Origin of the sequence: Gemella sanguinis ATCC 700632 (assembly GCF_000701685.1) — a bacterium.
Lineage (GTDB): Bacteria > Bacillota > Bacilli > Staphylococcales > Gemellaceae > Gemella > Gemella sanguinis.
This window is the reverse complement of record NZ_JNJO01000003.1, coordinates 75,943-88,450: the sequence shown is the minus strand read 5'-3', so window position 1 is coordinate 88,450 and position 12,508 is coordinate 75,943. Positions and strand designations below refer to the sequence as shown.

At 27.7% G+C, this 12,508-nt stretch carries 10 protein-coding genes; 1 reads left to right on the top strand and 9 read right to left on the bottom strand.

What is annotated here, in order from left to right:
• Nucleotides 1-3 precede the first annotated feature (3 nt).
• Entirely contained in the window at nt 4-957 is a 954-nt protein-coding gene (locus tag T369_RS0102530) for a hypothetical protein (RefSeq protein WP_031551319.1), read from the top strand.
• Nucleotides 958-990: 33 nt separating this feature from the next.
• On the opposite strand, the gene T369_RS0102525 is transcribed toward T369_RS0102530, so the two are convergent.
• The 9 genes from T369_RS0102525 to T369_RS0102485 form a co-directional block, all read right to left on the bottom strand.
• Nucleotides 991-1,644 (bottom strand): MmcQ/YjbR family DNA-binding protein, encoded by a 654-nt coding sequence (locus T369_RS0102525; RefSeq protein WP_031551316.1) that lies wholly within the window; start codon nt 1,642-1,644, stop codon nt 991-993.
• Between the two features lie 4 nt (nt 1,645-1,648).
• Entirely contained in the window at nt 1,649-2,512 is an 864-nt protein-coding gene (locus tag T369_RS0102520) for a glutathione S-transferase C-terminal domain-containing protein (protein ID WP_031551313.1), read from the bottom strand.
• A gap of 12 nt (nt 2,513-2,524) precedes the next feature.
• Nucleotides 2,525-3,481, bottom strand: coding sequence for a Gfo/Idh/MocA family protein (locus T369_RS0102515; RefSeq protein ID WP_031551310.1), 957 nt, complete (start codon nt 3,479-3,481; stop codon nt 2,525-2,527).
• 112 nt (nt 3,482-3,593) lie between these two features.
• Nucleotides 3,594-4,241 carry a VTT domain-containing protein gene (locus tag T369_RS0102510; RefSeq protein ID WP_031551307.1) on the bottom strand — a complete coding sequence of 216 codons (648 nt, stop codon included), beginning with the start codon at nt 4,239-4,241 and terminating at the stop codon, nt 3,594-3,596.
• 88 nt (nt 4,242-4,329) lie between these two features.
• Nucleotides 4,330-5,598: a transcription termination factor Rho gene (gene rho, locus T369_RS0102505; RefSeq protein ID WP_006364723.1), complete on the bottom strand. Its 1,269-nt coding sequence runs from the start codon at nt 5,596-5,598 to the stop codon at nt 4,330-4,332.
• 67 nt (nt 5,599-5,665) lie between these two features.
• Nucleotides 5,666-6,553 carry a DMT family transporter gene (locus tag T369_RS0102500; protein WP_031551304.1) on the bottom strand — a complete coding sequence of 296 codons (888 nt, stop codon included), beginning with the start codon at nt 6,551-6,553 and terminating at the stop codon, nt 5,666-5,668.
• A 1-nt stretch (nt 6,554) separates the two neighbouring features.
• Nucleotides 6,555-7,895: a hypothetical protein gene (locus T369_RS0102495; RefSeq protein ID WP_031551302.1), complete on the bottom strand. Its 1,341-nt coding sequence runs from the start codon at nt 7,893-7,895 to the stop codon at nt 6,555-6,557.
• Between the two features lie 6 nt (nt 7,896-7,901).
• Nucleotides 7,902-8,732: a 6-phosphogluconolactonase gene (locus tag T369_RS0102490; RefSeq protein ID WP_031551299.1), complete on the bottom strand. Its 831-nt coding sequence runs from the start codon at nt 8,730-8,732 to the stop codon at nt 7,902-7,904.
• 91 nt (nt 8,733-8,823) lie between these two features.
• Nucleotides 8,824-12,489 (bottom strand): UvrD-helicase domain-containing protein, encoded by a 3,666-nt coding sequence (locus T369_RS0102485; RefSeq protein ID WP_031551296.1) that lies wholly within the window; start codon nt 12,487-12,489, stop codon nt 8,824-8,826.
• Nucleotides 12,490-12,508 lie beyond the last annotated feature (19 nt).

Here is a 12,508-nt window from a genome sequence, read left to right as displayed (position 1 = left end):
AATATGAAAAATAATAATGTATCTCTAATACTATCCAGAATATCACTCGCAATAACATCAATTTATGTATTCTTTATTTTATATCTAATTATTTCAACAACTTATAGAGTAGATCATGGAGAACGAGATCTGCAAATTGGATTTGGTATGGTGTTTGGATTTTTACTACCTCATTTAATTGCATTAGTAATTACAACAATACTCAATATAATTATTTCATTCGAAAAAAGGCATACCTTTGCATTAGTAATTACTACATTAATTTTATATGCTGTAACTGGATTTTTGGGGGCTGTTTTTATCCCTTATACTTTAGTAACAGTTATTATTCAAATAGTTTTGTTATTAATATCTTGTATAACATATAAAAGAAATACATATAAAAATACTAATATCACTAATTTCAATAATACTAATAATCTAAATAGTAGTATAAGTTCAGATAACATAATAGACTCTGATAATAAAGAAGTACCTCAAAGTAGAAAATTTATTAAAAATAATAATCTAGCTAAAGTTTCTTTAATAATTAGTGTTCTTTGGGCTTTATATTTAATAATAACTAGTTTGTTATCACTAAACGAAAATTTTTATTACAACCCATTTTATTTTATTGGTTTAATAATTGCCATACTTCTAAATGCTTTAGTTATCCAGAAAAATGGTAATAATCTAATATTTAAAGTTATCGTTAATATTGTTGTTGCCTTATTTTTATTTAAGTTATTCCCATGGTTTTTAGCGATATTTGTAATGATACTTGCACTTACAGTTGTTGTAAATATTTATATAAACAAACCCTTATCTTATGAAACTGGTATTATTATAACTATATTCTCGAGTTTATTATATTTTATAACTTCAGTACTTTTTGGAGCTATAGGAGATATTCCTTACCTTTCTATTGTTCCATTAGTTTCTACAGCAGTACTAGCATTATCATTATTATCGAAATAATAAATAAAAGGAATGGTATTTTTTCCATTCCTTTTATTTATTTACAAGTTTGAAACTTATATCAATTAACTGTTTTAAATAATCTAAATCTATATTATTATCAATCACAACACTAATCCAATGTTTTTTACTCATATGGTATGAAGGAAATATATTTCTTTCATTAATAATCATAGGAATATGGTCAGTATTATGTTTTAGATTAATAATTTTAACTTTTGATTCTATTGGACTTTCTTTATTTAATTTATTATACTCTACATCAAGTATTAGAGCATACCATTTATTTTTATCTGTCACAAAGGCTTTTATATTCGGATTACTTTTAAAATGTTTAACCATAGTGCCACTATACTTTTTGTTTATATATTTTTTAATTTCATTATAAATAGCATTTTTATTATCAGTTAACTCTAAAATCTCTTTTATTATTATTTCTACTTCATCACGAACATTTGAAACTAGCTCTCCTACTGCACTATCTACACTAAATAATGGATATATTTCATTAAAATTATTATCATAGACTTCAATTTCAAAAGCTTTATCTAAAACTCTAATTTCAACTCTAAACTCATTATTTAATATATCTTTATTTAGATACAGTCCTACACTATCTCTCAAAAAGCCAAATTTAGTTAATTGTTCTTCAGTAAGACTATACTTTTCTACATTTAGTATTTTCATTTTATTAGAATCTTAATCTATCATGTGGCTCTTGCCATTTATCTACACTTGGACCACCAGGAACTATTTCTTTACCACCAGATAAATAGTAACCAACTTTTATTGCTTCAAAATCAGTTGTATCACCAAAACCAGGAGTTTGATATAAATCTTTTAAGTAATTAAATATATTTGGGTAATCTTCTATTCTTTTTTTATTAGCACCATACATTCCATAGTATACGACATCAAAGCGTATCATAGTCGTATAAAATCTAATATCAGTTTCTGTAATAGAATTTCCATTAATATATCGTTGATTTGATAAGCGTTCTTCTACTTCATCTAATGCATCAAAAAATCTATTAAATGCTAAATCATACTCATCTTGAGTTTTAGCAAATCCCATTCCATAAACTCCATCATTAACTGCAACAGCTAATTTCTCATTCCATTCATCTATTTGTTTTGCTAAAGATTCTGGATATAAATCTATTGCACCTTCTTTATGAAGCGGCTTAAATATAGTAGCAAATTCATGAAGTATTTCAGCTGATTCTTTTCGTACTATTTTTTCAGTTTTCAAGTCTACTAATGCAGGTACAGAATATGGCCCTTCATAATTAGGTTCACTATAATTGTAAACTGATTTTATTGTTGGTTTTTTTAATACTGGATCAACACCATCTGAATCTAGTGAAAATTGCCAACCATCTTCACCTCTACGATAATCTAATGTACCTAGACTAATTACATTATCTAATCCTAATAATTTTCTAGCGATTACTGCACGGTGAGCATATGGACAAAGTGCTGCCCATAATAATCTATATCTATCTTTTTCAATTGGTTGTTCCTCTGTGTTAAATGGTTTATTAAAATAAGTCATGTCGCTTTCTCCTTAGTTAATTTGTTTTCTAGATTTATCAAAAATTTCCATAACCGCTAAACTATGTGCCTTTTGTTTTTGCATGAAATCAAAATCTTTATTATCAATTACATCAATAAATTTCTTAAACTCCGAATACATTCTATGTTTATGTATATTTTTATTAACTTTCATTTCTACTTCTTTATTTTTAATAATATAGTTTGGTACTTCATTTAGAGGACCTATTACTTTTATAAGACCTTTATCACCTTGAATATTAGCGTAACTATTATTATAGGTATCTTTAGCTGCAATACATACTACTTTAAATTCATCATATTCTAATATTAAAATTCCTGAAGTATCTACTTCTCTAACTATATTTGGATAATACTTACTATTTTTCGGAGCTCCAAATAATCCTACTGCAAAGTGAATATTATAAATATTAAGGTCTCCTAATACACCTCCACCTTGGTTTTTATCAAAGACTGGTGCAATAATACCTTTTTTAAAAGCTTCATATCGTGAAGATAATTGCGAAAAATTACATTCTACTAATCTAATATTTCCTATTTGAGAAAGATTTTCTTTTATTTCTAAGTAATTAGGAAGATATTGGTTAGTTATAGCCTCTATTAGAATAAGATTTTTACTCTCTGCTAATTGAAATAATTCAACAGTTTCATTATAATCCAATGTAAATGGTTTTTCACAAATTACGTTTTTCCCAACTTCTAGTGCTTTTTTAGCAACTGAATAATGTAAGTTATTAGGAACAGCTACGTAAATCGTATCTATACTAGGACTACTTAAACATTCATCTAGGTCTGTAAATATTTCTTTTATATTATACGTACTTTGTAAGTTCTTTAAATTCTCTATATTTCTCGCAACTATTGCTTCTAATTTTATTTCTGGGAGCTCATGTGAAAAAGATAAGAAATCTTTGACAATCATTCCTGCGCCAACTATACCTAAGTTCATTAATTTCACTCCTTTACTTTTAAAACTACTTTAATTATATATTGATAATTAGCAATTATCAAATTTCCAATATAAAAACGAGATTCATCATGAACCTCGTTTTACTCATTTATTATTTTGCTTTTTTTCTTGATTTAACAACTCCAACTAAAATAGGAATTAAACTAATTAAGATAATAGCTATTACTACTACTGAGAAGTTATTTTTAACAAATTCTATGTTTCCAAAGAAGTATCCAACAGAAACAAAAAGTGTACACCAACAAAGTCCTCCGAAGAAGTCAATAGTTCTAAACTTTCTGTACTCCATTTTTCCTGCTCCAACTATAAATGGAACAATAGTACGGATGATCGGGAAGAATCTAGCTAAGAAAATAGATTTCCCACCATGTTTAGCAACAAAGTTCTCTGCATCTTGAATATTTTCATCTGAAACAAGTTTTTTAAACCATGGTTTACTCTTTAGATATTCTGAAAAGTTTCTACCGATAAAGTAGTTACAGTTATCACCAATAACAGCTGCAGCTATACATAATAATAATAGTGCAAATATATTATTGCCTGTTGCTGCCCATAATGCTCCACTAGCAAATAATAGTGAATCACCTGGTAGGAATGGCATAAATACCACACCTGTTTCTATAAAGATAATTAAAAATATTATTCCATACATCCACCACGGACCATGTTGAATCATCAGTTCGCCTAGATGTTTATCTATGTGCAATACAAAATCAATTAAAAATTTTACTGTCTCCAAAATTTCCCTCCTGATATTAAATGTAATTTAGATTATAACATAGCTTATATACCTTGTCTATTAATTCTAATATAATATCATATTTTTATTATTCTTTAATAAATTTTTTCATTTCTGCAATATATTCTTTATTACTATTATGTTTTCTAAGATGATTTAAAACTCCTATTGTTGGCTCGCTAACATCTTCCAATTTACGTCTAGTCTGCCATAGTATTTTAACTTCATCTGGTGATAATAGTAAATCCTCTTTTCTTGTAGAGCTTTTTAGGAAGTCAATGGCTGGAAACACTCTTCTAGAAGCTAATTCTGGTGAAAGAACTATTTCCATATTCCCAGTTCCTTTGAATTCTTCAAAAATTAAATCATCCATTCTTGAACCAGTGTTTATTAATGCTGTTGCAATAATAGTTAGACTTCCTCCACCTTCAACGTTACGTGCTGCACCAAAAAATGCCTTTGGTTTATGAAGACTTGAAGGATCTACTCCACCACTTAGCACCTTACCACTACTAGGTTCTACAATATTATATGCACGTGCAAGACGAGTTATACTATCCATTAGAATTATAACATCTTGTCCTAATTCTACACGACGTTTTGCATGTTCAATAACTAACTCCGCTACTTTAATATGGTTCTCAGAAGTTTCATCAAAAGTAGAACTTACTACATCTGCACCTTTTACAGATCTTTCCATATCTGTAACTTCTTCTGGTCTCTCATCAATCAATAAGATAATTAATTTTTTATCTGGATAGTTTTTTCTAATTGAATTTGCTATATCTTTTAATAGCGTAGTCTTACCAACTTTAGGAGGTGCCACAATTAATCCACGTTGCCCAAATCCTATTGGTGCTACTAAATCAACAAATCTTCCTGATAAATTTTCTTTAATAGTTTCTAATACTATTTTTTTATCTGGATATATTGGAGTTAACGCCTGAAAATGTGATCTTCCTTTTGCTACTTCTGCATCTACTCCATTAACTAAATCAACCTGAAGTATCCCTGCATAACGTTCCCCTTCTCTAGGTTTTCTAACTTTTCCACTTACTTCGTCACCTTTTTTTAGTTCAAAACGACGAATTTGAGAAGCAGAAATGTAAATATCAGTCTCACCTTTTTTATAGTCAACCGTTCTTAAAAAACCAAATCCATTCTCTGGGTGAATATCGTCTAGTATGCCAGTTGCGTAATAGTGATCTTCACTTTTTGATTGTTTCTCTAAAATAGCTAAAACTAATTCTTTTTTGTTTAAAGTATAATAACGAGGTACTCCTAATTCTTTTGCAAGGATAGTCAGTTCCTTAGTAGTTTTACTTTTATACATCTCTTCAAAATTTTGATTACTCATTAAATTTCCTCTTTCTTACATTATACTAGGGGTAAATTATCTAAATTCACCCCTATCTTATAATTATTTATCTTTTACTTAAAACTATAACTGCTAGTAATATAAATGCTGCACCCAATATATCAAAAATACCAAATGTTGATCCTAATAGTAAAAATGAAAACACTATTGCAGCAATAGGCTCAAGACAACCGATAATACTTCCTTTAACTGCCCCAATTAATCTTACTCCTTCAAGGTATAAGCTAAATGAAGCGATAGTTCCTATTAGTATTATTCCACTAATACATAAAAAGTCAATATAACTAAATCCTTGTGGTACATAATAGCTACCTGTTCCAAAATATATTACAATACCCGAGATTAATAGCCCCCAGGCAATAGTTGGCATAACTCCATATTTTGCGGTTAGGTGAAGAGAAGATATATTATAACTTGCTAAACCTATCGCAGAAAGGATTCCCCAAAACAATCCTACTGAAGAAATATTTAATTTACTAAAATCTAAGTGCGTTGCCATCAGTACAACACCAAATAGTGCTGCAGTAATAGCAATTACTTCTCTAGGTAGTGGTGCTCTTCTATTAACTATACAATAAAATGCCATTATCATTACTGGACCAGTAAATTGAATTACCGTTGCCATACCAGCATTAGTATATTTTATTGCCAAAAAATACGTTTCCTGACATATTAATAAACCAAAAAACGAAAAATTAATAAGTCTTATTATATCTTTTTTATTTTTAAAAACTCTAAATAAATCTGTTTTATCTTTAAAAAATAGCAATGTTATTAAAATTAATCCTGCATAAAACATCCTTGTAGATATTACCCACATTGAATTAATTTTTGAAACATTTAGTAGATATTCACCTAATACACCTGATATTCCCCAGCATGTTGCACCTGAAATAGTGAGTAAGGCCCCCTTTTGCACTGTAGATAACTTCATACTATTCTTCCTCTAAATGATCGAATAATCTTAATCTAGATTTTACTATTTCATCTGATCTTTCTACTACTTTATTGTATGTCTGATCTTTAGATAAAAGAATACTCGTAAATAATGTAATCATATTATTTTGTGAAATCATCATATTACCACATGTGTAGAACTTCGCATTTAAATCATTATTTATGTACCCGAATGGCGAGTACCAGAATCCATATCCTATATCATTCTTATCCTCAAAGAAATCATGCGCAACATCTTCTGGATAACCCTTAATTAATGGAATTGGATATAATAGGCTTAAAGCTTTTATCGCTTGTTCTTTATTTTCTATTTTTGATTGTAATACCGAGTAAAGATCTAATTTTTTACCCATTAAAACAGTGTCTTCACTAACTTTGAAACTAGTATCATAGTGTTTTTCAAAGTTATCTTTATACTCGTTAATTATTTCTTCCTCATCGCACATAATCGAGAAATCATCATCAAATAAATTCTCCTGTTTTAAATATAAATACGCATTTAAATTTTCTTCTTGATAATCTAATGAGATTAGTGGATTAGTACTTAAGAACAAACTCTTCTTAGATTCAAACGCAATAAAATACCTATTTTTTATAAATAAATATCTAGTTAAAGCTGCTAGGGATGTATTATTTTCTAATAATACCAAGTTCTTTCTTGATAATACTATTCTCTTCAATTCATCTTTTTCTATTTGTAACAACGCTGATCTAATATCTTCTTGCCAAAGCTCTGGATAAATATCTCTTACAACAGAAATATGTGGTTCGTTTAGTTTTTCTTTATAATTTTCAAGTTCTTCTAAGAATTGAATTCTCTCATGCCACAAAGAAGTAAAATCTTTTTCTTCTTTCATATTGAAGAATAAAGTAAAGTAAACTTCTTCTTCCTTAAATACAGCTAGTATCCCGGGTATCACAAAAGTTGTATCACTAAAATCTACCCATTCTTGACTACTCTTATTTTTACCATCTGATACACCACCATAGATACCAAAATATTCTTCATCATGCTCATCTATATCAAGAAATGTAACTTGCGTTTTTAATTCCTCAAAACCAGAAAGAACACTACTATTATCAAAACTAGTTAGAAAATCATTTGAATCAAGCAACCAAGTTGATTCGTACCCAATACCAATAATAGCATGCTTTGTATCAGGTGTCCTTATTATAAATCTTTCTCCCCTTTTAGAAGAAAATAGACTTATAAATTGTGATTCATTAAAAGTTTTCTTTACCTTGAATTTTACTACAAGTTTGTCATCAAGAACTATATCACTGAAATTATAATCTATAATCCTCTGATAATCATTCATAACAATCTACTCCTCTGCCTGATTATTTGTGTTATTTAATGCTTCTTCTCTTTCCTTTTCTAAACGAAGTTTTGCTTCAAGTTGTTTTTGTCTTTGTTTAATTAATCTATTTACTTCCTCTTCTGATTTATAACTTGCTTCTTTATCAGTGAAAATAATTAAATTTTTATGTTGATTTAAGACTGATAAAATAGTTTTATTTTCTTCATTATCGTTTTCAAAAAGTTCTGCAATATACTTTCTCTTATCTGAACCCACAGCTACAACAAATAGGTTTCTTGCAGACATTAGATTTTCATACCCTATACTTACTAGTTTATTACTATTTATTTCCATACCTGAACTTTGAAGTTGGTTCTTTTCATCATCCGAAAATTCTACAAGGTGGACATTTTTATTATCTTCATCTACATAACGATAGTCTAATATTCCACCATCTGATCCTAAAACTACTATTGCAACATCAATAGGATTATCTTCTAGCACTTCTTTATACTCTTGAAGTTCGTCTACCCATTTATCACTATCTTTGCATTCCGGATAATAAACATTTTTTAAATCTATATCTAATTTTTTTAGTAGTTCACGACGAGTAAATCGGTATAAACCAAAGTTCTCTTCAATATCGATATCAGCAAATTCTCTTTGACCTAATACTGTTACATGTTTATAACGATATTTCCCCATCTTACAATCATCTATCATTCTATTTGTAAACTGAGTATTTATTATATGTTCTGGTAAAGATATCACTGCACCATCCTCTAGATTTTTCTCAAATTCATCATACATTCTATTTAGTACAGCTGTTTCACTATTACACACTATATATTTCACTCTTTCACCTCCGAGCAAACTTCTTACATTTTTATATATTATATCACATTTAGCAGTTGCTAACAACGTTAACCACCTTTAACAACTACCATTAGCACTCTACTTTAATTAACTTAGATAGTGTATACGAATATATATAAGTTTGAACATTTTCTACACAATAATATTGTTCTACCGCTTCTTTATATATTCGTAGCTGTTCTTTATGTCTTTCAATCAAAATACTTTCACCAGCACCTACTGATACATTATCTGTTTTATAGTCGATTATCATATATTCTTTTTCATTAAGAATAACTAATAGATCTACTACCCCTTGCAAAATTACTTCTTTTTCGCTAATACTTTCTTTATATAGCTGTTGTGCTTGTTTAGAAATAGTAAAAGCAACCTCTGTTTCACAATTCTTTGCTGTTCTTACTGTCTCTATTAATTCATTATTTATAAAATTATAAATTTTTAATTTATCATCTGAATTATTTATTAAGTTATATTCTTCTTCAGTTAGTATTCTTTGTTCTTTTATATTAATTAAAATACTATCTTTTTTTACTAAACTCTCCAAGTAGTTATCTATATCATTTATTTCTTTATTTTTTCTAATGTCGTTTATTATTCTTTCAAACAACTTATGAACAACATTTCCTCGTAAGATTGCCTTACTAGTAGATGTTGATTTAGCTAGATTAGATAATTCCAAATATCCTTTTTTATCCTCTTTATTTTTTATAAATTCATCTTGTTTATTTATTTTTTTCAAAGCACTATATGATGTTTTAGCAGGGAAGAATTTATTTTTGGATTTAGCTCCTTCAATAATTTGTTCCCCTTTTAAAGCTTTATTACTAAATTCACTATAAAACTCTTTTAAATAATCTTCATAGTTATTTTCATCACCTGATTCTACGATTTCTCCACTAACTTCTGGAATATATTGTTCGAAACTTGCTCCATGCTCGCTTGTATATTGGTAATTATCTTCACTATAATCATTTAATACTACATTAAGAATTTTTTCAAAATCACCTTCTTCAAACAATGCTTTTGAAACATTATTCCCCATAGCTTCTTCTTTGTTTAATTCGATACCTTCAGGACTGACTAAATAAAGAACTTTTTCCGCACGAGTTAGGGCAACATATAGATTACGGACTTCTTCTTCTCTTTCTTTAATACGAATTAAATTACTATTTAATTTATATAAATTGTTAAAATAACTATTTTCGATAGTTGAAATATTATACTTTTTACATAAATTATCTATATCGATACTTAATCCAAATTCCTCAGTAAACAGTACTTCGCCACTATATCCCCTTTTACTAAATGAAGTATCCAAATCAGAAACAAAGACGTATTTATACTCTAATCCTTTAGAAATATGGATTGTAGATAGAGTTACACTATTATTAGGTACTTTTTTCTTAGTTTCAAATACTTCTTCATCTTTAATATTTTTCAAATGATTAACAAAACCACTTAGTTTATTATCTAGATTTTGATAATCTATAACTAAATCTCTAAAGTTCTCATAATAATCTACTTCTTCATCACTTACACTTATTGTAACTAGATAATTAATAAAATCTATGTCTTTAGAGATTTTTTCTAATAAATCTATCAATGAATTATTTAGACTAAAATTCAACCATTTATTAAAGATGTTTAATGTTTTTTTGTCTTTTTCGGTAGCACTATTTTTTATTTTTTCAAATAAATTTTTTCCATCTTTAAGAGATAGTTCTAACAATTCATCATTACTATAATCAAAAATTTCACTGTGTAATAATGCTATCAAACTAGCTTCTCTATTAGTATTATCTAAAAAGCTAAATAAGTTGAAAAGTAAATTAAAACATATCGATGTAGTAAATCCTACTTTTTCTTTAAAGAATAGTGGTATATTATATTTTGAGAAAATATTTTTATACTCTATCATTTTAGTGCTGTTTCTTACTAAAACTGCATAATCACTATATTTATTTCCTTCTTCAATACCTTTTAGAATTTCACTAGCTATATTTTCTATTGATTGTACTCTATAAAGTTTTTTATCATCTTGCTCCACCCCAGTAAAATAACTAACCTTCCCATTAATTAATCTTGTAGGTATTACATTATTATTTTTTATCTTAACTGCAGGATAATATAGAGCACTCTCTTCATCATAACTTATACCAGCGTTTTTATCTGCCATTAATCTATTAAAGACATAGTTACTACTCTTTAAAATATTTTCATGACTCCTAAAGTTTTCTTTTAGTAGAATACAGATACCAACACCTTTATATTCTAAACTATAGTCTTTATTTATATCATAGTTATCAATAAATAGTTTTTTATAACTATTATATTTTTCTTCAAAAAGATCTGGATTAGATCCTCTAAAACCATAAATAGCTTGCTTTACGTCTCCAACTCTAAAGAAGTTTACATTATCACCTTTTATTATATTAAGAATATACTCTTGTAAATTATTATTATCTTGATATTCATCAACGTATATTTCAAGGAAATAATCTCTATAGTAATTTGCCGCTTCGGTATGTTCTAATTTTCCTTCATTTTTATGGACTAAGGCTTTAATTGCAAGGTGGTTTAAGTCTGAGAAGTCTAAAAAGTTATTAGCTCTTTTTTTCTTAATAAATTGTTCATGTACGCTTATTAAAACAGTTCTAAAATTATTAGAGAAATCATAAGTATGTTTTGCTATTTGAAAAATAGATAGATAGTTGTTAAGTGTGATAAAAGCATTATTTAGAGCTTCTGCATTAAAAACATTCCCCTCTGCATCTAACTCTCTTTCCAAAATTCTAATTAATTCATCAATTTCTTCAATTTTTTCAAGTTTACTACCTAAAAGACTTTGTTTCTCATCCTTAGAAATTTCTTTACTTATTTTTTCTTTCTTTGTATCTGAAAGTATACTGTTAGAAATAAGTTTATCAATATTATATTCTTTATAACTATCTATAAAACTTCTAATATTTTTAGCATAGTTTACAGCAAGAGTAATTTCTTCTTTAGAAGTTAATGATTCTAATTTCTCATATTGTTCTATTAATTCATAATCTACTAAATTAAATTGCTGTAATGTACTATCTAGATTTCCTAGGAAATCTGTTTCTAAATATTCTTCAAAATTAGGTATAGTTAGAAGTTTATAATATACATCAATTATAGATGACACAATGTTATTTTTATCCCCTAGTATTGTAAATAGCGAGTCAGTAATATTTTTATCTTCTTTTGCATATTGCTCAAGTACTTCATTAATTGCATCTACTAAAAGATTTTTACTATTTGGTAAGACACTGAAATTAGGAGATAAGTATTTATATTCCCCATCAATCTTTTCCTCAACTAAATAATAAAATTTCTTTAAGACACTTAAACAGAAACTATCAATAGTAGTTACCAAAGCATTATTCATTAGCATTCTCTGTTTTCTTAAAAATAGTCTGTCTTCTTCTAACTCAGTTGCTAATAATCTTTCAGTAATTTTATTTTCTATACGTACTAACATATTTTTTGCAGCAGCTGTTGTAAATGTCAGTACTAACATTTTATCTATATCCCATCTATCACATGCGACTTTTCTTGCTATTCTTTCTGATAAGACTTCTGTTTTACCACTTCCAGCTGCTGCAGCTACTAAGATGTCAGCACCAGTTATTGAAATAGCCTGCCATTGAGGTGGTGTTGGGGGATATTCTCTATTTTTAGCAAAGCTATCAATTTTTTCAATTTTAATCATAAATTTATCCTCTTAATTA